General features: G+C 67.5%; 20 protein-coding genes. 6 read left to right on the top strand and 14 right to left on the bottom strand.

Annotated elements, in window-relative coordinates; genetic code table 11:
- Positions 1-68: 68 nt before the first annotated feature.
- Entirely contained in the window at positions 69-2,354 is a 2,286-nt protein-coding gene (locus tag AC3WOB_RS14995; RefSeq protein WP_492275447.1) for a nitric-oxide reductase large subunit, read from the bottom strand.
- Between the two features lie 238 nt (positions 2,355-2,592).
- Here AC3WOB_RS14995 and AC3WOB_RS14990 point away from each other — a divergent pair, with 238 nt between their 5' ends.
- Positions 2,593-3,051 carry a MarR family winged helix-turn-helix transcriptional regulator gene (locus tag AC3WOB_RS14990; RefSeq protein WP_492275446.1) on the top strand — a complete coding sequence of 153 codons (459 nt, stop codon included), beginning with the start codon at positions 2,593-2,595 and terminating at the stop codon, positions 3,049-3,051.
- The gene (locus tag AC3WOB_RS14985) at positions 3,048-3,752 is read left to right on the top strand and encodes an aspartate/glutamate racemase family protein (RefSeq protein ID WP_492275445.1); all 705 of its coding nucleotides are present in this window, start codon (positions 3,048-3,050) and stop codon (positions 3,750-3,752) included. Before AC3WOB_RS14990 ends, AC3WOB_RS14985 begins: the two co-directional genes overlap by 4 nt.
- 10 nt (positions 3,753-3,762) lie before the next feature.
- Here the strand turns inward: AC3WOB_RS14985 and AC3WOB_RS14980 are convergent, their stop codons facing one another.
- On the bottom strand, positions 3,763-4,473 hold the full coding sequence (locus AC3WOB_RS14980; protein WP_492275444.1) for a Crp/Fnr family transcriptional regulator: 711 nt from the start codon (positions 4,471-4,473) through the stop codon (positions 3,763-3,765).
- Positions 4,474-4,635: 162 nt separating this feature from the next.
- On the opposite strand from AC3WOB_RS14980, the gene AC3WOB_RS14975 reads away from it, so the two are divergent.
- A complete protein-coding gene (locus AC3WOB_RS14975) occupies positions 4,636-6,291 on the top strand; it encodes an acyl-CoA synthetase (protein WP_492275443.1) in 1,656 nt (551 codons plus the stop codon).
- 37 nt (positions 6,292-6,328) lie between these two features.
- Positions 6,329-8,098: an acyl-CoA dehydrogenase gene (locus AC3WOB_RS14970; protein WP_492275442.1), complete on the top strand. Its 1,770-nt coding sequence runs from the start codon at positions 6,329-6,331 to the stop codon at positions 8,096-8,098.
- 1,014 nt (positions 8,099-9,112) lie between these two features.
- Here AC3WOB_RS14970 and AC3WOB_RS14965 read toward each other — a convergent pair.
- On the bottom strand, positions 9,113-10,336 hold the full coding sequence (locus tag AC3WOB_RS14965) for an MFS transporter (protein ID WP_492275441.1): 1,224 nt from the start codon (positions 10,334-10,336) through the stop codon (positions 9,113-9,115).
- Positions 10,337-10,464: 128 nt separating this feature from the next.
- Here AC3WOB_RS14965 and AC3WOB_RS14960 point away from each other — a divergent pair, with 128 nt between their 5' ends.
- Positions 10,465-10,920, top strand: coding sequence for a winged helix-turn-helix transcriptional regulator (locus tag AC3WOB_RS14960; RefSeq protein WP_013393021.1), 456 nt, complete (start codon positions 10,465-10,467; stop codon positions 10,918-10,920).
- Positions 10,921-10,927: 7 nt separating this feature from the next.
- Here the strand turns inward: AC3WOB_RS14960 and AC3WOB_RS14955 are convergent, their stop codons facing one another.
- The 10 genes from AC3WOB_RS14955 to AC3WOB_RS14910 form a co-directional block, all read right to left on the bottom strand.
- A complete protein-coding gene (locus AC3WOB_RS14955) occupies positions 10,928-11,902 on the bottom strand; it encodes a pyridoxamine 5'-phosphate oxidase family protein (RefSeq protein WP_492275440.1) in 975 nt (324 codons plus the stop codon).
- Positions 11,903-11,929: 27 nt separating this feature from the next.
- On the bottom strand, positions 11,930-12,568 hold the full coding sequence (locus AC3WOB_RS14950; RefSeq protein WP_492275439.1) for a glutathione S-transferase family protein: 639 nt from the start codon (positions 12,566-12,568) through the stop codon (positions 11,930-11,932).
- Between the two features lie 157 nt (positions 12,569-12,725).
- Complete coding sequence (locus AC3WOB_RS14945) at positions 12,726-13,631, bottom strand: LysR family transcriptional regulator (RefSeq protein ID WP_013393018.1); 906 nt, start codon at positions 13,629-13,631, stop codon at positions 12,726-12,728.
- Between the two features lie 104 nt (positions 13,632-13,735).
- Positions 13,736-14,101 (bottom strand): hypothetical protein, encoded by a 366-nt coding sequence (locus AC3WOB_RS14940; RefSeq protein ID WP_013393017.1) that lies wholly within the window; start codon positions 14,099-14,101, stop codon positions 13,736-13,738.
- Positions 14,098-14,556 carry a hypothetical protein gene (locus AC3WOB_RS14935; protein ID WP_013393016.1) on the bottom strand — a complete coding sequence of 153 codons (459 nt, stop codon included), beginning with the start codon at positions 14,554-14,556 and terminating at the stop codon, positions 14,098-14,100. The genes AC3WOB_RS14940 and AC3WOB_RS14935 overlap by 4 nt, the downstream gene beginning before the upstream one ends.
- Before the next feature lie 6 nt (positions 14,557-14,562).
- Positions 14,563-15,552: a Bug family tripartite tricarboxylate transporter substrate binding protein gene (locus tag AC3WOB_RS14930; RefSeq protein ID WP_013393015.1), complete on the bottom strand. Its 990-nt coding sequence runs from the start codon at positions 15,550-15,552 to the stop codon at positions 14,563-14,565.
- A gap of 49 nt (positions 15,553-15,601) precedes the next feature.
- On the bottom strand, positions 15,602-16,657 hold the full coding sequence (locus tag AC3WOB_RS14925; RefSeq protein WP_013393014.1) for a beta-keto acid cleavage family enzyme: 1,056 nt from the start codon (positions 16,655-16,657) through the stop codon (positions 15,602-15,604).
- A 149-nt stretch (positions 16,658-16,806) separates the two neighbouring features.
- Positions 16,807-17,775, bottom strand: a complete 969-nt coding sequence (locus AC3WOB_RS14920) for a Bug family tripartite tricarboxylate transporter substrate binding protein (protein WP_013393013.1) — start codon at positions 17,773-17,775, stop codon at positions 16,807-16,809.
- Positions 17,776-17,921: 146 nt separating this feature from the next.
- A complete protein-coding gene (locus AC3WOB_RS14915) occupies positions 17,922-18,941 on the bottom strand; it encodes an AraC family transcriptional regulator (RefSeq protein ID WP_013393012.1) in 1,020 nt (339 codons plus the stop codon).
- Positions 18,938-19,828 carry a LysR substrate-binding domain-containing protein gene (locus AC3WOB_RS14910; protein WP_013393011.1) on the bottom strand — a complete coding sequence of 297 codons (891 nt, stop codon included), beginning with the start codon at positions 19,826-19,828 and terminating at the stop codon, positions 18,938-18,940. The genes AC3WOB_RS14915 and AC3WOB_RS14910 overlap by 4 nt, the downstream gene beginning before the upstream one ends.
- A gap of 129 nt (positions 19,829-19,957) precedes the next feature.
- Between AC3WOB_RS14910 and AC3WOB_RS14905 the strand changes: the two genes are divergently transcribed.
- Positions 19,958-20,629: a flavodoxin family protein gene (locus AC3WOB_RS14905; RefSeq protein ID WP_013393010.1), complete on the top strand. Its 672-nt coding sequence runs from the start codon at positions 19,958-19,960 to the stop codon at positions 20,627-20,629.
- On the opposite strand, the gene AC3WOB_RS14900 is transcribed toward AC3WOB_RS14905, so the two are convergent.
- Positions 20,548-21,381: a helix-turn-helix transcriptional regulator gene (locus tag AC3WOB_RS14900; RefSeq protein WP_013393009.1), complete on the bottom strand. Its 834-nt coding sequence runs from the start codon at positions 21,379-21,381 to the stop codon at positions 20,548-20,550. The two genes, AC3WOB_RS14905 and AC3WOB_RS14900, sit on opposite strands and share 82 nt — an antisense overlap.
- Position 21,382 lies beyond the last annotated feature (1 nt).

Genomic DNA, 21,382 nt, shown 5'->3' with positions numbered 1-21,382 from the left:
ATACGCCCCCCCCCCCCCCCCCCCCCCCCCCCCCCCCCCCCCCCCCCCCCCCCCCCCGGGACGAGTTGCTAGCCGCGCGCCGCCTTGGGCTGCAGACGCGGCTCGGCCTGCGCGGGCTTGCCGCTCAAGAGGCCCAGGATCACCTGCATCACGATGGCCAGCGCGCCCAGCAGGAACACCACGTCGCCGAAGGTGCGGCCCCAGCGCAGGTTCTTCAGCAGTTCCTGCTGCATGAAGGCTTCGCTGCGGGCGTACCACATGCCCTCGCTGATGCTGGCATGGAACTGGATCAGGCCCACCGGCAGCAGGCTGGTGAAGATCATCAGCGCCAGGCCCAGGTTCATGCCCCAGAACGCCAGCTTCATCAGGCCGGGGCTCAGCGCGTACTGCGGACGGATGTAGCGCAGCACCAGCAGGGTGAAGCCCAGCGCCAGGAAGCCGTACACACCGAACAGGGCCGCGTGCGCATGGACCGGCGTCGTGTTCAGGCCCTGGATGTAGTACAGCGACACCGGCGGGTTGATCATGAAGCCGAAGACGCCCGCGCCCAGCATGTTCCAGAAGGCCACGGCCACGAAGCACATCAGCGGCCACTTCAGGTTGTCCATCCAGGCCGCGCGGGTCTTCAAGCGCCAGTTCTCCCAGGCCTCGTGCCCCAGCACGATGAGCGGCACCACTTCCAGCGCCGAAAAGCTGGCGCCGATGGCCATCACCGGCGTGGTGGTGCCGGCGAAGTACAGGTGATGGAAGGTGCCGGGTATGCCGCCCAGCATGAAGAGCGAAGCCGAGGCCAGGCTGGCTGTGGTCGCCATGCGGCGCGACACCAGGCCCAGCGTGGAGAAGATGAAGGCCAGCGCCGTGGTCGCGAAGACTTCGAAGAAACCTTCCACCCACAGATGCACGATCCACCAGCGCCAGTACTCCATCACCGTCAGGTGGGTGCGCTCGCCGTAGAAAAAGCCGGCGCCGTAGAACAGGCCGATGGCGCCGACCGAGGCGGTCAACAGCGCCAGCAGGTTCTTGTCGCCGCCCGGCGTGCGCAGCGCGGGCACGATGCCACGCAGCATCAGCACCAGCCAGAAGCAGATGCCCGCGAACTTGCCGATCTGCCACAGGCGGCCCAGGTCCACGTATTCATAGCCCTGGTGGCCCAGCCAGAAGTTCAGGTCCGGCGGCATGATCTGCGCAATCGCCAGGTAGTTGCCGGTGAACGATCCGACCACCACCAGCACCAGCGCCCAGAACAGAATGTCCACGCCCACCTTCTGGAACTTCGGGTCGCGCCCGCCGTTGATCAGCGGCGCCAGGAACAAACCGGCGGCCAGGAAGCCGGTGGCGATCCAGAACAGCGCGCTCTGGATATGCCAGGTGCGCACCAGCGAATACGGGAACCACTGCGACACGTCGATGCCGTAGAACTTCTGCCCTTCGACGGTGTAGTGCGCAGTGAAGCCGCCCAGCAGCACCTGGAAGCCGAACAGCGCCACCACCAGGAACAGGTACTTGCCCAGGGCGCGCTGCGAAGGCGTCAGGGGGAAGGTGGTCAGCGGATCCTTGGCCGGCGCCGGCGGCTCGTCCTCTTCCTTGCCGCGCAGGAAGGCCCAGGCCCAGACCAGGAAGCCGATGCCCGCCAGCAGCACCACCACGCTGATGATGGACCACATGACGTTCTCGGCGCTAGGCACGTTGTCGATCAGGGGTTCATGCGGCCAGTTGTTGGTGTAGGTGACGTTCTTGCCTTCGCGCTCGGTCGCCGCCGCCCACGCCGTCCAGAAGAAGAAGTGCGTGAGCTGGGTGCGGCGCGCGGCGTCGGGCAAGGTGTTTTCCTTCATCGCGAAATTCTCGCGGCTGCGGTGCAGCGCGGGCGCGTCGGAAAACAGCTGGTCGTAGTAGGCCGCGGTCTGCGCCATGGCACGAGCGCGCCGCGGGCTCACCGTCAGCGTATCGGTCGCGGCATCACTGCGGTTGGCGCGGTACTCGGCCTTCAGGTCGGCGCGCAGCGCGGCCTGGGCGCGCGCGTCCAGCTGCGCATAGTCCTGGCCGTGCTGTTCGCGCGCGGCCAGGTCCAGCCAGGCCGTCAGCTCGCGGTGCAGCCAGTCGGCCGTCCAGTCCGGCGCCTGGTAGGCGCCATGCCCCCAGACGGAGCCGAGCTGCATGCCGCCGACCGATTGCCAGGCCGTCTGGCCGTCCAGGATGTCGTCGCGGCCGAACAGCGGTTTGCCGTCGGCCGTCACGACCTGGCCGGGTATCGGCGGCGCCTGGCGATAGACCTCGCCGCCGTAGAAGCCCAGCAATGCGAACGTGACCGCCAATACGGCGATCAAGGTGAACCATAATTTCCGATACGGACCCATGATGGGAACGCCCTCCAGTGTTGCGGTTTTGGGGTACGTACCCTTATGCGAATTTCGTGCCAGGAAAATTCCCATTCAAATCATGGCGTTGCATTTCAGTGGGTGGATTTGACCGCCGCAATCAAGGGTATAAATAACTGCAACAGGGTTATTTGGACCCTTCTTGATGCTCTGCGGACAGCCTCGCCCTCTTACAATCAGCCGCTGCATTCCCACCTCTTTCAAAGGAATCGACCGCATGGCCAGGGGCAAACCCGATGCGTGGAGCCTCTTCCTGACCGCGCATGCGCTGGTGGTGGAAGAAATCGAAAAGCGCCTGTCCGCCGCCGGCCTGCCGCCGCTGGCCTGGTATGACGCGCTGTGGGCGCTGGAGCGCGCCCCCGAGGGCACGGCCAGGATGTTCGAGATCGCCGAGCGCATGGTGATCGCGCGCTACAACCTGACCCGCCTGATGGACCGCCTCGAGGCCGAGGGCCTGGTCGAACGTTTCCGCTCGGACGAGGACCGCCGCGCCACCTACGCCCGCCTTACGCCCAAGGGGCGCGCGCTGCGCCGCGAGATGTGGCAGGTCTACGGTCCCGCTGTCGACGAGCTGTTCCTGTCGCGGCTGCCGCAGGCGCAGCAGGACGCCATGGCGGCAAGCTTTCTCGACATCGCCCGCCACGTGCGCGCATCCAGCAAGGAGTCCGCCGAATGAATGGCACGCCCCTGCACATCGGCATCGTCGCCTGCTCCGCCGAAGGCGCCGCGCTTTGCTATCGCACCCTGTGCGCGGAAGGCGCCGAACGCCTGGGGCCGCACGCGCACCCGGAGATTTCGCTGCACACGCATTCGCTGGCGGACTACGTCGCCTGCCTGGACCGGACCGACCTGGCCGGCGTGGGCGCGCTGATGCTGTCCTCGGCCGGCAAGTTGGCGCGCGCCGGCGCGGATTTCCTGATCTGTCCGGACAACACCATCCACCAAGCGCTGGCGCATGTGCTGCCGCAATCGCCCCTGCCCTGGCTGCATATCGCCGAGGAAGTCGCGGCCGAGGCCCAGGCGCGCGGCTATCGCCGCATCGGTATCCTGGGCACGCGCTGGCTGGTGGACAGCAGCGTCTATCCGGATCAGCTGGAAGCGCGCGGCTTGCAATGGCTGCGGCCGTCCGAAGAAGACCGCGACACCCTGGCCCGCGTCATCATGGACGAGCTGGTGCTTGGCGTGTTCAAGCCGGAATCCGTGGCCCGGCTGCAAGCCGTGATCGAACGCCTGCGCCACGCCGGCTGCGATGCCGTGGTGCTGGGCTGCACCGAATTGCCGCTGGTGCTGAACGATGGCAACGCCGCCCTGCCCACGCTGGATTCGACCCGCATCCTGGCGCGCGCGGCACTGGCCCGCGCCTTGCGCGGCGCCTGATCCAGCGCCCTCAGAGCTGGTCCAGGCCGTACTGGCGCAGACGGTCCAGGTCCAGCACCTTGATCTGGTTGTAGGCCAGCGCCAGAATGCCCTGGTCCGCCAGCGTCTGTAGCGCCTGGTTGACCCGCTGGCGCGACAGGCCCGTCAGATAGCCTAGTTCTTCCTGCGAAATCGCCAGCGTCAGATCGGTGGACGGATACAGCTGCGGATTGAACAGCTGCGCCAGCGACTGCGCCACGCGCGCGTCCGCATCCAGCAAACGGTGGTTCTGGATCGAGGCGATGAACTCGCCCATGCGGTTGTTCAACTGGCCGATGACGAAATGCGAAAACGGCAGGCTGGCCGACAACAGCGCATGGAAGGTGGCCGTAGGCACCTGCAACACCAGCGACGGCTGGATCGCCACTACGTCGTACTTGCGCAGTTCGCGCTTGATCACACTGCCCTCGCCAAACCAGCCGCCCGGCGGCACGCCCGAAAACGTACAGCTGCGGCCCGACTCGTTGTAGATGGCCAGCTTCAACAGGCCCGAATGCACCCCCAGCCAATAGTCCGAGGGCGCGTTGCGCCGCGCGATCCAGGCGCCGTTGGCCACGTGTTCGGCGCGCGACGTCGCGAGCACCAGGTCCTGGTGGCGGGCCTCCAGTGCAGCGAACCAGGCGCACGCCTCGAACAGGCTGGCCAGTTCCGCAGCGGAAACGATGTTTGAAACGTCGGACATGGGAATAACTGTGTAAAACTTGGGAAAGCCAGGTTGGCCGCCGGTCTGTCATGCAGGTGACAGACAGTATTTTCGGCGGCCCCGTAAGCTAGGGCAAGCGACGGGGATCAAACGCCCCGCAGATGGATAAGGGACGCCTGCGCGTCCCAACTGGAGACAAGCATGAGCGGTATGTTCGACCGCGGCCTCGAGCGCCGCGACGCCAACTACGAAGCCCTGACCCCGGTGGACTTCATCGCCCGCGCGGCGCAGGTCTACGGCCAGCGGCTGGCCATCGTCCACGGCAAGGTGCGGCGCAACTGGGCCCAGACCTACGAGCGCGCCCAGCGCCTGGCCGGCGCGCTGGCGCAAGCCGGCATCAAGCGCGGCGACACCGTGGCCGTGATGCTGCCCAACATTCCCGCCATGGTCGAAGCCCATTTCGGCGTGCCCATGCTGGGCGCGGTGCTCAATACCCTGAACACCCGCCTGGACACGCCCAGCGTGCTGTTCATGCTGGGCCACGGCGAAGCGCAGGCGCTGATCGTGGACACCGAGTACGCCGAGGTCGCCCAGCGCGCACGGGCCGAGTTCCCGCATCTCAAACTCATCTCGGTGCATGACCTGGACAGCGCAGCCGCCGAACTGCCCGGCGCGGTCGATTACGAAGCCTTCCTGGCAGGCGCCCCCGCCCGCTACGACTGGAAGCCGCCTGCCGACGAATGGGACGCCATCGCGCTGAACTACACCTCCGGCACCACCGGCGATCCCAAGGGCGTGGTCTACCACTACCGCGGCGCCTACCTCAACGCCATCAGCAACATCCTCGAATGGGACATGCCCAAGCATCCGGTCTATCTGTGGACGCTGCCGCTGTTCCACTGCAACGGCTGGTGTTTCGCCTGGACCGTGGCCGCGCGCGCCGGCGTCAACGTGTGCCTGCGCAAGTTCGATCCGCAGACCGTGTTCGACCTGATCCGCGATGAAGGCGTCACCCACTATTGCGGCGCGCCCATCGTGCAGAGCGCGCTGGCCAATGCGCCGGCCGAGATGCGCGCCGGCATCGACCACACCGTGCGCACCATGGTGGCGGGCGCCGCGCCCGCGCCCGCCGTCATCGCCAAGATGCGCGACATCGGCTTTGAACTGACCCATGTTTACGGCCTGACCGAAGTCTACGGACCCGCAGCCGTGTGCGCCCGCCAGGAAGCCTGGGACGCGCTGGACGAGGAAGAACGCGCGCTGCGCAATGCGCGCCAGGGCGTGCGCTACCACCTGCAGGCCGGCGTGTCCGTGCGCAATCCCGACACCATGGAAGAGGTGCCGGCCGACGAGCAGACCGTGGGCGAGGTCATGTTCCGCGGCAACATCTGCATGAAGGGCTACCTGAAGAACGAACGCGCCACCGATCAGGCCTTTGCCGGCGGCTGGTTCCGCACCGGCGACCTGGGCGTGATGACGGCCGACGGCTATGTCCGGATCAAGGACCGCAGCAAGGACATCATCATTTCCGGCGGCGAAAACATCTCCAGCATCGAAGTGGAAGACGCGCTCTACCGCCATCCCGCCGTGGCGGCGGTGGCAGTCGTGGCAATGCCCGATCCCAAGTGGGGCGAAACCCCTTGCGCCTTCGTCGAGCTCAAGCCCGGCTGCAGCGCCACCGCCGAAGAGATCATCGCGCACTGCAAGCTGCTGCTGCCCGGCTTCAAGGTGCCGCGCGCGGTGCGCTTCGGCGAACTGCCCAAGACCTCCACCGGCAAGATCCAGAAATTCGAACTGCGCGCCGCCGTCGGCGCGACCCAGGCCATCGACGTGGCCGGCCCCGGCAAGGCCGGCTGAATCCCTCGTCCCCATCCCATCCAGGAGCTCCGACGCCATGACGTACCAAGCCCCCGTCAAAGACATGCTGTTCGTGCTGAACCATCTTGCCGGCCTGCCGCAAGTCGCCGCGCTGCCCGGTTTCGAGGAAGCCACGCCCGACACCACTCAGGCCGTGCTGGAGGAATCCGCCCGCTACACCGCCGACGTGCTGGCCCCGCTGAACCACCCCGCCGACCGCGAACCCAGTTCCTGGCGCGATGGCGCCGTCACCACCTCGCCGGGCTTCAAGCAGGCGTTCAACCTGTACGCCGAAGCCGGCTGGCAGGGCATGACGCATCCGGTGGAATACGGCGGCCAGGGCCTGCCGGGCCTGATCGGCTCGCCCTGCTCCGAAATGCTGAACGCCGCCAATCTGTCGTTCGCGCTATGCCCGCTGCTGACCAACGGCGCGATCGAGGCGCTGCTGACTGCCGGTTCGCCCGAACTGAAGCAGCGCTTCATCGAGCCCATGATTTCCGGACGCTGGACCGGCACCATGAACCTGACCGAGCCGCAGGCGGGCTCGGACCTGGCCATGGTGCGCTCGCGCGCGCAGCCCGTGGGCGACGGCACCTACCGCATCTCCGGCACCAAGATCTTCATCACCTACGGCGAGCACGACCTGGCCGAGAACATCCTGCACCTGGTGCTGGCGCGCCTGCCCGACGCGCCCGAAGGCGTCAAAGGCATTTCGCTGTTCCTTGTGCCCAAGTTCCTGGTGAACGAAGACGGCACGCTGGGCGCGCGCAACGACGTCCATTGCGTGTCGATCGAACACAAGCTGGGCATCAAGGCCAGCCCCACCTGCACGCTGCAATTCGGCGACGCGGGCGGCGCGCTGGGCTATCTGGTGGGCCAGGAGAACCGCGGCCTGGACGCCATGTTCATCATGATGAATGCCGCCCGCTACGCAGTCGGCGTACAGGGCGTGGCCGTCGCCGACCGCGCCCACCAGCACGCACTGGCCTATGCCGCCGAGCGCGTGCAGAGCCGTCCGGTGGACGGTTCGTCCAAGGACGCGGTGCCCATCATCCAGCACCCGGACGTGCGCCGCATGCTGGGCACGATGCGCGCGCTGACCGAGGCCGGCCGCGCGCTGGCCTACTACACCGCGGGCCACGCCGACCAGGCGCACGCCAACCCCGACGCCGAGGCCCGCAAGCGCCACCTGGCGGTGCAGGAATACCTGGTGCCCATCGTCAAGGGCTGGTGCACCGAGATGTCCATCGACGTGGCCAGCCTGGGCGTGCAGGTACACGGCGGCATGGGCTTCATCGAGGAAACCGGGGCGGCGCAGTACTACCGCGACGCGCGCATCCTGACGATCTACGAAGGCACCACGGCGATCCAGGCCAATGACCTGGTGGGCCGCAAGACCCTGCGCGACGGCGGCGCCGTAGCCCGCGCCCTGCTGGCGGAAGTCTCCAAGACCGAAGCGGCGCTGGAGGCCCGCAGCGAAGCCGCCGCGCGCCTGATGCTGACACCTTTGCGCCAGGCCCGCGCGGCCCTGGCCGACGCCATCGACTTCGTGCTGGCCAACGCCGCCAGCCGCCCCAACGCCGTGTTTGCCGCCGCCGTGCCGTATCTGCTGCTGGCGGGCACCACCCTGGCCGGATGGCAGATGGCGCGCGCGCTGCTGGCCAGCCTGGACCTGCGCCAGGAAGACCCTGCTTTCCACGACGCCAAGATCGCGACCGCGCAATGCTATGCGCTGCATAAGCTGAGCCAGGCGCCGGGGCTTGCGGCGGTGGTGCTGGGATCTGGGGAGTATGAAGTGCAGCCGTAGCTGTTTGTGGTGCATTACGGGCCCTTCATGCGTGAGGGTCTCGTCTGAGCTCTCGTTGGGGATTGGCTTCGGAGTCGCGTTCCAGTGCTTCGTAGGCCGCTCGCCGGCGCGGGCGCCTGAGTGGCGGGCGCCCACGATTGCGGTCCGGAGCGTTCGCTCCGGACTGCCCCTTCGTCATCCTCGTTGCCGCCTGCGGCGGCTGCCTTCGGATTCCCTCGGGCGCATCGAGGTTGCCCGCCACTCAGGCGCCCGCGCCGACGAGCTACTTGAATCTTCGCTTGGAGCGCTGCTGCAGCCGTGGTCAGGGACGATGCTTGGGCTGCCCGTCATTATCGGCCGCGCGGGCGGCCGATAATGACATACGTGATCTCTTGAATTTCTATTGTGTTCGCTTACGCGAATGCGATGACTGATTTGTTATTGCTCCCCAGCTCATGGGGGAATAGGCGGTGATGGGTGGCGCGCGGCGCGTAGCCGCTTGCGCATGCAGACCCGGACGCGCGCCACCCATCCGGCACCCGCGTTGAAATGACGATTGCTGGCCAACCCGTGCGCTTCGCCATCAACCCGAACGCAGCGCCCACCAAATTCAAACCTGGCTCTCGCCAGCCGCGCGCGTCACCACGAGAACGCCCTCGTCACCCGCGCGCAGCGCCATCGCGCGACGCAAGACGCCGCGTAAGCCCCAAGAGGCCGCCCGCGCGGCCGGCCTGGGGCGGGCCCCGCAAGACACGCCAACACCCCACCGACCGTGGCCAAAACGCCAAGCACACCACCCGCCCCAGCGGCCGTGAAGATTCAACCAGCCGAGCCTGTCGCGTCGTGGGCTCGCGATGCGCGGGGCGTCGATAAGCCCGAGGGAATCTGAAGGAGTCGCCGAAGGCGAGGACGAAGATGACGAAGGGGGGGGCCGCCGAGGCAAGTCCGGAGCGAAGGCTCCGGACCGCAATCGCAGCCCCGCGCATCGCGAGCCCACGACGCGACAGGCGTCTAAAGAACCCCACGACAAGCATCCTAAGAACCAACAGCCAAACGCTCACCACGCGGCAACGTCACCGCCCAGAACGCCAGCGCCACAACACTGATACCCGCCCCCAACAAGCACACCCCCAGCCAGCCCGCCTGAGCATAAACCGCAGTCGAAGCGATAGACCCCAACCCGCTCCCCACCGCGTAGAACATCATGTAGCCGCCGACCAATCGACTATGCGCCTGCGGATTCACGCTGAAGATCATGGTCTGGTTAGTCACGTGCAGCGCCTGCAGAGCGATATCCAGGACCAGCACGCCCAACGCCAGCAGCCACAGACTCTGATCCAGAAAGGCAATCGGCACCCAGGCCAGGCATAGCAGCGCCAACCCCACGGCCGTGGTCCGCTCGCCCTGCCCGCTGTCCGCCAGCCGGCCGGCGCGCGCCGCCATCAGCACGCCCGCCACACCCACCAGCCCGAACGCGCCCACCGCGCTGTGCGTGAGGGAATGCGGCGGCGCGCTCAGGGGCAGCACCAGCGCGGTCCAGAAGGCGCTGAAGGCGGCGAACATCAGCAGCGCGATCATGCCGCGCACGCGCAGCACGCGCTCGGTGGCCAGCAGGCCGTAGAGCGAGCGCAGCAAGGCCCAATAGCCCATCTCCACCGCAGGCAGCCGGCGTTGCGGCAGACGCCGTGCCAACACCAAGGCCAGCACGGCGGCCAGCGCCGCCGACACTACGTAGACCGCGCGCCAGCCCCACAGGTCCGCCACGGCCCCGGCCAGCGTGCGCGCCAGCAGCAGGCCGATCACTACCCCGCCCTGCGCCGCGCCGACCACGCGGCCGCGCTCGCCCGGCGCGGCCAGCGCCGCGGACAGGGCCAGAAGACCCTGCGTCATCGCGGTCCCCAAGAGGCCCAGCGCCACCATGCCCATCAGCAACCAGGGCGTACCGGCCGACAGCGCCACCGCCACCAAGGACAGCACCAGCAATGCCAGTTGCCCCAGCATCAGGCGCCGCCGGTCCAGCAGGTCGCCCAGCGGCACCACCAACAGCAGCGCCAGCGCGCAGCCCAGCTGCGTGGCCGTGACCACGATGCCCACTGCGCCTTCGGCGATACCGAACTCGCGGCCGATGGCATCCAGCAGGGGCTGGGCGTAATACACATTCGCCACGCTCAGGGCGCAGGCGACCGCCAGCAGCATCACCAGGGATCTGGGCATCGGGCCGGGGGATGCGGGGTCGGCGGGTTCTGGTCGAGCAGGCATGTCTTACTCCAATTTGGTTGCGTTATAAAACCAGAATAGTAGGTTTGAAGGTTTTATAATGCAACCGAAATTTCGACAAAGCAGCCGTTGCCACCCATTGCCGTCATTCCCCTCAGCGAGGATCCGATATGGTCAAACGCACTAGTCTCGAAGGCGCCGCCTGCCCGGTGGCACGCTCCCTGGACGCGATCGGCGACTGGTGGTCGCTGCTGATCGTGCGCGACGCCTTCGATGGATTGCGGCGTTTCGGCGAGCTGCAGAAAAGCCTGGGCGTGGCCAAGAACATCCTCAGCGACCGCCTGCGCACGCTGGTGGCGCATGGCATCCTGGAAGTGGCGCCGGCCTCGGATGGCAGCGCCTACCAGGAATACGTGCTGACGGACAAAGGCCGGGCGCTCTTCCCGGTGATCGTGGGCTTGCGCCAATGGGGCGAAGAGCACTACTACGGCGCCGCCGAACCCCACTCGACGCTGATAGACCGCAAGCGCGGCCAACCGGTGCGCAAGCTGGAAATCCGGGCGCAGGACGGCCGCCTGCTCGGCCCGGACGACGCGGTGGTGCAGAAGACCGCTCTGGCGGGCTAGGTCCGGCCTACGTAGCTCTCGCTGCGGACGGCCACTGCCCGGTCGCCAGCGCGATCGGCGAATAGGAATCGAAGCGCCAACGCAAGGCCAGCGCCCCGGGCCGGCGGACTACCCGGCGCGCATGCACCCGCCACAGCCGTTCGGCGCCATCGAACTGCGCGATCTCCGGGCTGTCCAGCACCACTTCGGCCGCGCCGGTCAGTTGCAGCACGTCGCCGCGCTCGAAATCGATGAACAGCAGCCCGGCGCGCGGGTTGAGCACCATGTTGCCCAAGGTGTTGAAGAAGCGGTTGCCGGAAAAATCGGGAATGGTCAGCACGTCGCCATCCACCCGCACGAATCCCGGTTTGCCGCCGCGATGCGAGACATCGACCCTGCGGCCGCCCTCGTCCGCATAGGTCGCCACGAAAAACGTGTCGGACCGGGCGATCAGCGCCCGCGCCGCGTCGTCCAGCCCGCTGCGCTCTTGCGGCGTGCCGGGAAAACGCAAGGCGGGCGACCGCGAAAACTGGAACTCGCGCGCCTGGATGTACTGCGGGCAGTTGCCGAAGGACTGCGTCACCGCCACCTCGAAACGCTTGCCGTCCCAGGCCGCGATGCGGCCGTTGGCACGGTTGCGCCGGCGCGTGTGCAGCTCGATGCCCAGCAGGCCCAGCTGCCGGTCCGGCCCCAGGCCGGCCAGCAGCGGGTCGTCGGCGTCCGGCACCGCGGACACACGCAGGCTGCGCGGATCGGGCGAGGTCACGAAACCCGGCAGGCCTTCCAGCACGCCGGCCCAGGGATCGCCCTGCCCGTCCACCGCGCCCACCACCACAAAGGGCAATTGCTCGAAAAAGATGCGGTGCTGGTCCGGCATGTAGTCGCGGATGACTTTGGGTCCCGCCACTGCCATGCGTTCGGCGACGCCCGCCTGTTGTTGCAGCAGGCGTTCGCCCGCATGCCACGGTGACGGCGGGACGGCGACAGGTTCTGCGATGGCCATGGCATTCTCCTTGCGCGGCGCGCGCCCTCAGGCAGCCAGCAGGCCCACGGGCGACTTGGGCATGGGCACGAAGCGCGGCAGGCTTTCGATGCGGCGCAGCCAGGCGCGCACGTGAGGATAGGCTTCCAGCGACACATTACCTTCCGGCGCGTGCGCCACGTAGGCATAACAAGCCACATCCGCGATGGTGGGCGCCGCCCCCGCCAGGAAATCGCGCGCCGTCAGTTCGCCGTCCATGACCTGCAGCAAGGCATGCGCGCGGGCCAACGTGCTGTCCACGTCATGGGACGCGCCGAACAGCACCACCAGGCGCGCCGCGTTCGGACCGTTCACCAGTTGCCCCGAGGCCACCGACAACCAGCGCTGCACCGCTGCCGCGCCGGCGGGATCCTCCGGCAGCCAGGCCTGGCCGTTGTAGCGCTTGGCCAGATAGACCAGGATCGCGGTGGAATCGGCCACCACGACGCCGTTGTCGTCGATGACCGGCACCTGGCCAAAGGAATTAAGGGCCAGGAATGCGGGGCGCTTGTGCTCGCCGCCGCGCAGGTCCACATCCACCTTGCGGTGCGGCACCTCCAGCAGGGACAGCATCAGGGCGACGCGATGGGCGTGACCGGACAGGGGGAAGCTGTAGAACGTCAGCGCAGGGGTCTGGGCGGTTTGCATGAGTGGGCTCCAAGTCGGATACAGGTTCCATCTTGGACCGGCGCCGGCCGCGCGTGAACGGCCAGCGTCTGCAAGACACTCTTGCTTGGGATGAAAGAAACGGGGCGTGGCCCTGTCCCTCCATGCGCTCCTGCGGGCGCAGCCGCGGGCTGGGGCGCTACGCGGGCAGCGCCGCCAGGTCGCGGCGCAAGGCCTCGACGCAGAATTCGACGAAGCTGCGCACCTTGGCGGAGCTCTTGCGGCCTTCCGGATACACCAGGTGCACGGGCAGCGGCGGCAGCTCGAAGTCGCGCAGCACCACCTCCAGGGCGCCGCTGGCCAGGTGCCGCGCCACCTGGTACGACACCACCTGCGTCAGGCCCCAGCCCTCGCACGCCGCCAGCACCGCGGCCTGGAACGAGGTGACCGTCAGCTGCGAATCGACGCGCAGGTTCCTGGGCTGGCCGTCCTGCTGGAAGCGCCATTGCGGCGTGCGCCCCTCCATGGCCGCGGTGACCGTACAAAAACGCGCCAGCGACTCCAGGTCCTGCGGCACGCCATGTTCGCGCAGGAAGGCGGGCGCGGCGCAGACCACGCGACGCACCTGCCCCACCGGCACCGCCGTCAGCGTGGAATCCGGCAAGGCGCCGATGCGCACCGCCACGTCCACGCGCTCGTCCAGCAGGTTCACCACGCGGTCCACCAGCAGCGTGCGCACCGAGACCTCGCGGTGCACGCGCAGATAGCCCAGCACGGCCGGCATCACGTGCAATTCGCCGAAGAACGCGGGCGCGGTGATGCTGAGCGCGCCGCGCGGCGCGGCCATGGCGCCGGCGACGGCATCGTCGGCCTGCTCCACCTCATCGAGGATGCGGCGGCAGTCGTCGGCATAGCGCTGGCCGGCCTCGGTCAAACGCAGGCTGCGCGTGGTGCGCACCAGCAGCAAGGCGCCCAGCCGCCGCTCCAGCGCCGAAACGCTGCGCGTGACGGTGGGCGCCGACATTTCCAGGCGCCGCGCCGCCGCGGCGAAACTCTGCGCCTCGGCCACCGCCAGGAACACGCTCATTTCATGGAATCGATTCACGCCTGGCGGCCTCCGCGCTGATTGTCGGGAGAGAGTAGAAGCGCACGCAGGGGCGCGTCAATCCTCTCTCCGGCCTTGCGCACAAGCGTGCAAGGCCGCCGGATTCAGGCCAGCCTGCGCGCGCGCTCCCCGATGAAGCCCAGCAATTCCAGCGCGCGACGCGCCGCCCGCGCCGCGCCGTCCATGTCGCCTCGCACGTACAGCGGACGAAGCTCCTCGATCTCCTCCAGCGCCTCGATCAGTTCCGGCGCCGCAAGTCGGTACTTGCGCAGGACGCTGACCATGCACATGGAAGCGTGCACCATGTCCTCGGACGCCTCGCTGACGCCCGCTTGGTGCAAGGCGAAGTTGATCCAATGCGTGCCCGCCAGCATGGCCGCCTCGATCCGGATCTCCCAGTCCTCGTCGCCCAACCGGGCCAGCGAGGCTTCGATGCGCTCCGCCTTGTCGCGGTGAAGTTCCGCAATCATGGGCGCACCTCCGGACGGACCAGAGTCCGGTAAACGGAGATGGCCTGCGACATCGCGTCCTGGCAATCATCGACGATGGCCTGGGTCGGCTTGCGGTCGCCGCGCAGGCAGGGGTCGCGATGTTCCTCCAATGCGTGCAAGGCGGCCTCCAGGCGCTGGACAGGCTGCGGCAGGTCACCGGCAATGGCGGGCCAGCCCACGTGGCTTACGTCGCCGGGGCCACGCAGTTCCCTGCGCCAGCCGCCGTCCGCCTGCGGCACCACATGCACGCCAGGAATGGTGGAAAAAGCGCGGTCCTCGCTGGTGAGGCCTGCGGCGTGCAGCGATGCGTTCCAGATATTGGTGCCCGCGGTAAGACAGGTCCAGTACCAGAGCTCGAAATCCCGCAAGGGATCGAGCCGTTCGCGCAGCCGCAACAGACGGCCTATCTTGTCTGCATGGGAGGATATCTGCATGGCGCTTTACTCGGCCTTGATGTTTCCGTCCACCACGATCTTGCGCCAGGCGGCAAGGTCTTGCGTGATGGTCTGGGCGAACGCCTGGCGGCTGACGGCAGCGGATGGCGGCACGTTGGCCTGGCGCAGCGCATCCAGGAACGCCGGCTGTTCCAGTTCATGATTGATGGCCGCATGCAGGCGCTCCAGCACCTCGGGCGGCGTGTTCCTGGGCGCAAAAACACCCTGCCAGCCCGCAGCGGTAAAGGGATAGCCCTGTTCCGACAACACCTGCACGTCCGGCAGCCTGGGACTGCGCACGGTGCCCGTGAGCGCGATACCGCGCAGCTTGCCCTGCTCGATGAAACCCAGGGGAGACACCACGTCGACCCAGCCCACGGGAATCTCGCCCGACACGATGTTCGTCAGCAGCGCGGGCGTGGTCTTGTAGGGTACGTGGTTGATGCTCAGCCCCGCGCGCTGCTTGATCCACTCCATGGTCAGGTGTCCGTTGGACCCCATGCCCCAACTGCCGTAGGACTGGTACTTGCCTGGCTCGCGGCGCAACAGATCCACCAGCTCGGGCAAGGTCCTGGCCGGCACCGAAGCATGCGCCACCAGCAGCACGCCTCCCACGGAAGACAGCGCAACGGGTTCCAGGTCGCGCAGGGTCTGCACTGGCAAGGCCGGATTCAGCGCTTCGGCCATCACCATCGACGAAGCCGTGCTGTGCAGGATGGTGTAGCCGTCGGGCACGGCATTCTTGACCGCGGACGAGCCAATCAAGCCGTTCGCGCCCGGGCGGTTCTCTATGACGAAAGGCTGGCCCAGCGTGTCGTTCAGCCGTGCGTACAGCTGCCGGGCCAGCGTGTCCAACACTCCGCCCGCGCCGCCCGGCACGATTACCTTGACGGGTCGCGCCGGCCAATCGCCGCCGCCCTGCGCCAACACCAGACGGCTCGCCAGCGACGCCGCCGCGCCCAGCAAGAGTTCCCTACGGGTCAATGAGATCGTCATGTTTTCATCCTGGATCATGGTGCGGACGCGCGCGGCCCGGCGGAAAGCGTCAGACGGGCTTGCGCAGGAAACCTTGGTTGCCGCCGTTGCGGTTGGGCGCGAAGCCGTTGGCCTGCAGCGTTTCTTCGGCCGTTTCGTAGAAGACGCCGATCTTCATGATCTCGCGCGCCTGCTGCGCCGTAGCGATGGGGCGGCCGAACTCGCCGGCGATGCGCACCAGCTGCCTGATCTGCTCGACGGAACTCATCTTTCCCGTGCGGGACTGGTTCCAGAGCACGTCCTCGATGCCGCAGCGCACGTGCAGGCCAAGGGCGATGCCTATCATGTTGACAGGCAGCACGTTGAGGACGGAGCTTTCTACCGTGACCACGGCGCCGTCGGGTACCGCGCGCAACATGTTGGCCAGGTTGTAGATATTGGCCTGGTCCATGCCGCCGCTGATGGCCACCCAGTTCATCACCAGCGGCCCTTTGTAGACACCGCGGCGGATCATGCGTTCTATGGTTTCGAAGCTGTTGATGTTGTAGCACTGGAACTCGCTCTGGATGCCGGCTGCGGTCAGGCGCCGGATATGCTCCTCGACCCAGCTGGGATTCGCGGGCACGACCATGTCCTTGTAGGTGGAGTACAGGTGGGGAAAGCCGCGAGACACGCCCCGGAAATCATCCTCGCCTGCGTGTTCAGTGACGTTCATCTGCGAGGTGTTGACGGTGACCGTCACCTGGTCGGGCCTGGGCGTCAGTTCGGCCAGCATGTGCCGGGTGTCGTCGCTCAGCCATTTGGCGGCCTGCCCCTCTTCCGGCGCGAAGCTGATGGAGCCGCCCACCTGAATGACCATCTCGGGCACGGCCTCGCGCACCCCGGCGATCAGCTCGTTGAACTTGGAGAGGCGCTTGCTGCCTTTGCCGTCGGCCTCGCGCACATGCAGATGCAGCACGGTGGCGCCGGCTTCATAGCAATCCACCGCCTTCTGGATCTGATCCTGCATGGATACCGGAATATCCTCCGGAAAGTCCGAGGGTATCCAGCCCGGCGCATAGGGCGCGGCGGTGATGATCAGGGGCTGCTGGTTTTCGGGATACAGGTGGCCGTCTAGAAAGTTCATGGCGAGGGTGCTCCGACTGGGTGGGTGAAGACTGCGTGGATCGCGCTACATGAGGGAAGCGCGGGAATACCGGCGCGCGTGGTCCACGGGCGTGCCGGCGCGTGCCGGCCGCCCCTAAAGGCGCGGCGCTGAAAGCAATGGAAGGCGGGTCAGTTGGCCCGGATGTCGAACTTCTTGACGATGGCGGCGTTGCGCTGCGAGGTCTGCCTGTTTTCAGCCAGCAGCGCGGCACTGTCGATGTTCACGTCGGGCTCCAGCCCCACGTCCGCCAGCTTCTGCTGCACCGCCGGCACGGCCGCCGCCTTGCTGATGACGGCCTGGAGCCTGACCAGGACATCGGACGGCAGCTTGCTCGAACCATAAAAACAAACCTGCCCCTGGAACTGGATCTCCGGATAGCCCAGTTCGGTCATCGTCGGCACCTCGGGCAGATCCCTGTAGCGGTTTTTCCCGGCGACCGCATAGGGGCGCAGCCGGCCGCTCCTGATCAGGGGCAAGGATGTGACCATGCCGTCGAACATGATGTCGACCTGGCCGCCTATGACGTCCTGCAGCGCCTGCGGCGACCCCGTGTAGGCGACGTGCTGCATGTCCAGCCCGGCCTGGCTGCTGAAGATCAGGCCCGAATACTGCGACACCGTGCCTGTTCCGTAGCTGGCGAAAGACGACTTGCCTTTGCGCGCCTTCAGATGCGCAACCAGGCTCTGGAAATCCTTGGCCGGATAGTCGGCGGCGCTGACGAGCGCATAGCTGGTGTACGCAACCCGGGCGATGGTCACGATGTCCTTGAGCGGGTCGTATGGCACCTTCATCACCTGCGGCGCTTCGACCAGCATATTGCTCGGCCCCAGCGCGATCGTGTTGCCGTCGGGGTCGGCCTTCAGCATGGCGCTGAGGCCGATCGATCCGGTCGCGCCGGGCCGGTTCTCGATGATGACCGGCCGGCCGGTGTCGGCCGACACCTGCTGCCCGATCACGCGGGCGGCGATGTCCACGGTGCCGCCTGCCGGACCCGGCACGATGACGCGCAAGGGCTTGCCGTCCGCAGCCCAGACGCTGAACGCCAGCGACCATCCGGCCAACGCCAAGGCCGAACGCGCGTATTGATGCAGTTTCATCTTTGTCTCCTGGCTCTTTGCCGGACTGATGCGCGGGTTCCCTTTCCTGGAAAGCGCAATGTCTGGTCTATGGCCACAAGTATCCATCGCTCTGCGCGCGCTTACTTGCTATTCTGGGACATAAACTTGTCAATTTGGGACAGCATTCAGGCCGGCCTGGCCGGACCCGCCCTGCTCCACGCTGAGGGACTGCATCCGAATTGGTCGCGGAACCAATGGCTGAAGCTGCTGGGCCTGGAGAAGCCCAGCAATTCCGCCACCTCGCCCAGCGGCAGATCGCTCTCGCGCAAATGGTGCTGGACCAGGTCCCGGCGCACCTCGTCCAGCACGCGGCTGAAAGACAGGCCTTCCGCTCCGAGGCGGCGATGCAGCGTGCGGCGGTCGACGTGCAGAAAGCGCGCCACCTCCGGCGCGGAGCAGGCGCCGCCAGGCAGCAGCGCCAGGATGATCCGCCGGCAGGTCTCCTGCGCGCTTTCGCCGCGGCCGGTCATGGCCGCTTCCAGGTATTTGCGGGCCAGGCCGGCGGCCACCTGATCGCCCTGCTCCCGCGGCCTGGACAGATCGGCGGACGAGCACACCAGCCCGTTGAATTCCTGGTTGAATTTGACGTTGCGCCTGAAAAAGGCGCGATGCGCGGTAACGTCCTCAGGTGGCCGGTGCGAGAAGCAGACCTCCAGCGGCTGCCACTGCTGCCCGATCAGCTCGCTCAATATGCAGAACATGGTGCCCACCGCCAACTCCACCGACTGCCGCATCTGCAATCCGGGCGTGGGCAGCAGGTCTTCGCGGATGATCACCAGCCCGCCGGTGTCTTCAACCCGGATGATGAGCGACGCGTTCACCAGCTTCAGGTAGCGGCACAGCGTATCGAGCGCCTGCCTCGGCGTCGCTTCCTCCCGCAGCACCAGGCTGATGGGGCCGAGCGCCGATAACTTGCGCCGCGCCGCCAGGCGCAGCGCGAAGTCTTCGATGCGCGTCGCGCGGGCCGTGATTTCCAGCAGCTCGCGTGCCGCGTCGCGCGGGATCAGCATTTCCGGGTCTTGCAGGAATCTGGCCTCCAGCCCCACGCTGCGCATGAAGGCATGGGGATCCCGGCCCAGCGACTCGACCAGCTCGACGTAGCCGTTCAAACTGCCGCTGCGCATCAGTTGGGAGACCTGCCTCATGCCCGTGCCTCGAATTCCTTGCGCAGCCACCCCAAGAACGCCTTGACCGGCGGATGGCGTTCGCGGCCCGGCGCGCACAGCGCGGTATAGGCCGCCCCCGCCACCCTGATCTCGGGCCGGTACGCCACCAGCGTGCCCGCCGCCACGCTGTCCGACACCATGACGGAACTGGCCAGCACCAGCCCCTGGCCGGCGATCGCGGCCTGCAGCGCGTAGTGCTCTTCCTCGTAGGCATGCAGCGCCGCCGGCGTGCGCCAGGAAGGCAGGCCGGCGGCCTCGCACCAGTCCTGCCAGCCCTGATCGTACAGTTGCGAATCGCGCCAGCGCACCGTGACCAGCGACGGCGCGCGCTTGCCCGGCCGCGCAACCAGCGCGGGCGCGCCATAGACGCCGAACCATTCCTGCAGCGTACAGGCTGCGTGCAGCCCGGGCCAGCGCGCGCGGCTGTAGCGGATGGCCAGGTCCATGCTGGCGTCGCGCAGCAGGTCCACGGGTTCGGGGCTGGTGTTCAGGTTCAGCTGGTATTGCGGGAACGCGGCATGGAAGCGCCCCAGCCTCGGCACCAGCCACAAGGCCGCGAACGAATGCGTGGTCGACAGGGTCAGCGCGCCCGAGGCCGGCGCGGCGCGCAAGGCGTCCAGGGTCTGCGCCACATCGAGCAAGGCGCCATGCACGCCCGCGAAGAGGCGCGCGCCCTTCTCCGTCAGGCGCACGCCGCGCGGCACGCGTTCGAACAGGGCGTAGCCCACGTGGCGTTCCAGCGCCTTGACCTGATGGGACACGGCCGTGGCCGTGACGGCCAGTTCGGCCGCGGCCAGCTTGAAGCTGAGCAGCCGGGCGGCCGCCTCGAAGGTGCGCAGCGCCGTCACCGGTAGCGTGGCGAACATGGGATCCCGGGCCTTATGGATGAAATCAATTCATCTTACTCAAGGATTCATCATTTGTCGCCCATCAGGCAGGAATACTAAATTTCCACCACTGCATGGCAGCAACCATGTCCACACAAGGAATCAAACATGAATTCAGATCATCCCACCAAGCGCCTGCTGATCCTGGTCGGCAGCCCGCGGCGCGACGGCAACAGCGCGGCCCTGGGCGCGGCCGCGCTGCAGGGCGCCGAGACGGCGGGCACCTCGGCCACGCTGCTGTTCCTGGACGACTACATTCAGTCCTTCCTGCCGGACCTGCGGCACGCCACCGCGCCCGCCGACCGCTATGCCGAGCTGTTCCTGGAGCACTTCCTGCCGGCCGACGGCGTCCTGATCTGCACCCCGATCTACTGGTACGGCATGTCGGCGCAGACCAAGGCTTTCTTCGACCGTTCGTTCAGCCATTACGCCGGCCAAGGCCCCGAACCGGAACGGGTCAAGCAGCGCATGGTCGGCAAGCGCCTGGGCCTGGCGGTGGCGTCCGAGGAAACCTACCCGGGCGCAGCCCTGGGCATCGTGCACCAGATCCAGGAATACGCGCGCTACACCCATTCGGATTTCGTCGGCTATGTGCATGGCGCCGGCAACCTGCGCGGCGAGGTCGCGGCGGACCCGCGTCGGCCGCTGCAAGCGGCGGCGGAGCTGGGCGCTGCATTCTTTACCCACAAGTACTCGGACTACCGGGTCGAAACGCCGCGCGCCCGCAATGTCTGGGAAGCCGCCCCCGCCCTGCGCAGCACGCCGGGCGTGCTGCCGTAGACCTGCTTGAAGACGCGGGTCAGATGGGCCTGGTCGGCGAAGCCCACGGCTTGCGCCGCATCCGCCAGCGCCAGACCGTCGCGCAGCAGGACACGCGCACGCGCCACCCGCCAATTGCGCAGCCAGGCCAGCGGCGGCAGGCCATAGCGCCGCGCGAATTGTTTGACCAGGGTGGTGCGGTGGCGGTCCTGGGCCGCCGCCAGGGCTTCCAGGTCCGGCGCGCACGCCGGGTCCGAGGCCATGCGCTCGCGCAGCAGCGCGCACACGTCGGACGCGTCGTCGGCAGGAACCGCCGCGGTCTGCGCATGCGCCGCCAGCAGCCCGAACAGGGCCGCGGAAATACGTTCGCGGCGCTCCGAGTCGGCGATGGCGTCGGGGGTGAGCGCGTCCAACCATGTCTGGCATAGCGCTGGATCGCGGATGACGGGGCCGGGCAGCGCAGCGCCGCCGGCAAACAGCGCGAGTTCGTGGTTTCGGAACCAGGCCGCATCGATATAAGCCATGCGATACGCCAGCGGCGCGTCCGAGGTGCCGCCCGTGTGGACCTGCCCGGGCGCGATCGCCACCAGATCGCCCTCGCCCGCGAGCTGCGCCTCGCCATGCACGGTAAAGGCGCAGCGCCCCTGCGCGATGGCGCCGATGGACCAGGCATCGTGGAAATGCGGCGCATAGCGGTAGGCGCGCAGGTCCGCGATCAGCACGTCGCCGGGCAGGCCGGCGCCGCAATGCCAGATGTGTTGGGAAACCGCCATA

This window comes from Achromobacter sp. FW305-C-30-7 (assembly GCF_058783105.1).
This window is presented reverse-complemented; position numbering and strand designations above follow the sequence as displayed.

Excerpts from the sequence above, each read along its gene's own strand:
- AC3WOB_RS14905 (WP_013393010.1), top strand. The coding sequence starts at position 19,958 with ATGAATTCAGATCATCCCACCAAGCGCCTGCTGATCCTGGTCGGCAGC.
- AC3WOB_RS14970 (WP_492275442.1), top strand. The coding sequence starts at position 6,329 with ATGACGTACCAAGCCCCCGTCAAAGACATGCTGTTCGTGCTGAACCAT.
- AC3WOB_RS14990 (WP_492275446.1), top strand. The coding sequence starts at position 2,593 with ATGGCCAGGGGCAAACCCGATGCGTGGAGCCTCTTCCTGACCGCGCAT.
- AC3WOB_RS14925 (WP_013393014.1), bottom strand. The coding sequence starts at position 16,657 with ATGAACTTTCTAGACGGCCACCTGTATCCCGAAAACCAGCAGCCCCTG.
- AC3WOB_RS14960 (WP_013393021.1), top strand. The coding sequence starts at position 10,465 with ATGGTCAAACGCACTAGTCTCGAAGGCGCCGCCTGCCCGGTGGCACGC.
- AC3WOB_RS14900 (WP_013393009.1), bottom strand. The coding sequence starts at position 21,381 with ATGGCGGTTTCCCAACACATCTGGCATTGCGGCGCCGGCCTGCCCGGC.
- AC3WOB_RS14935 (WP_013393016.1), bottom strand. The coding sequence starts at position 14,556 with ATGCAGATATCCTCCCATGCAGACAAGATAGGCCGTCTGTTGCGGCTG.
- AC3WOB_RS14965 (WP_492275441.1), bottom strand. The coding sequence starts at position 10,336 with ATGCCTGCTCGACCAGAACCCGCCGACCCCGCATCCCCCGGCCCGATG.
- AC3WOB_RS14920 (WP_013393013.1), bottom strand. The coding sequence starts at position 17,775 with ATGAAACTGCATCAATACGCGCGTTCGGCCTTGGCGTTGGCCGGATGG.
- AC3WOB_RS14915 (WP_013393012.1), bottom strand. The coding sequence starts at position 18,941 with ATGAGGCAGGTCTCCCAACTGATGCGCAGCGGCAGTTTGAACGGCTAC.
- AC3WOB_RS14975 (WP_492275443.1), top strand. The coding sequence starts at position 4,636 with ATGAGCGGTATGTTCGACCGCGGCCTCGAGCGCCGCGACGCCAACTAC.
- AC3WOB_RS14910 (WP_013393011.1), bottom strand. The coding sequence starts at position 19,828 with ATGTTCGCCACGCTACCGGTGACGGCGCTGCGCACCTTCGAGGCGGCC.
- AC3WOB_RS14940 (WP_013393017.1), bottom strand. The coding sequence starts at position 14,101 with ATGATTGCGGAACTTCACCGCGACAAGGCGGAGCGCATCGAAGCCTCG.
- AC3WOB_RS14980 (WP_492275444.1), bottom strand. The coding sequence starts at position 4,473 with ATGTCCGACGTTTCAAACATCGTTTCCGCTGCGGAACTGGCCAGCCTG.
- AC3WOB_RS14955 (WP_492275440.1), bottom strand. The coding sequence starts at position 11,902 with ATGGCCATCGCAGAACCTGTCGCCGTCCCGCCGTCACCGTGGCATGCG.
- AC3WOB_RS14995 (WP_492275447.1), bottom strand. The coding sequence starts at position 2,354 with ATGGGTCCGTATCGGAAATTATGGTTCACCTTGATCGCCGTATTGGCG.
- AC3WOB_RS14950 (WP_492275439.1), bottom strand. The coding sequence starts at position 12,568 with ATGCAAACCGCCCAGACCCCTGCGCTGACGTTCTACAGCTTCCCCCTG.
- AC3WOB_RS14985 (WP_492275445.1), top strand. The coding sequence starts at position 3,048 with ATGAATGGCACGCCCCTGCACATCGGCATCGTCGCCTGCTCCGCCGAA.
- AC3WOB_RS14930 (WP_013393015.1), bottom strand. The coding sequence starts at position 15,552 with ATGACGATCTCATTGACCCGTAGGGAACTCTTGCTGGGCGCGGCGGCG.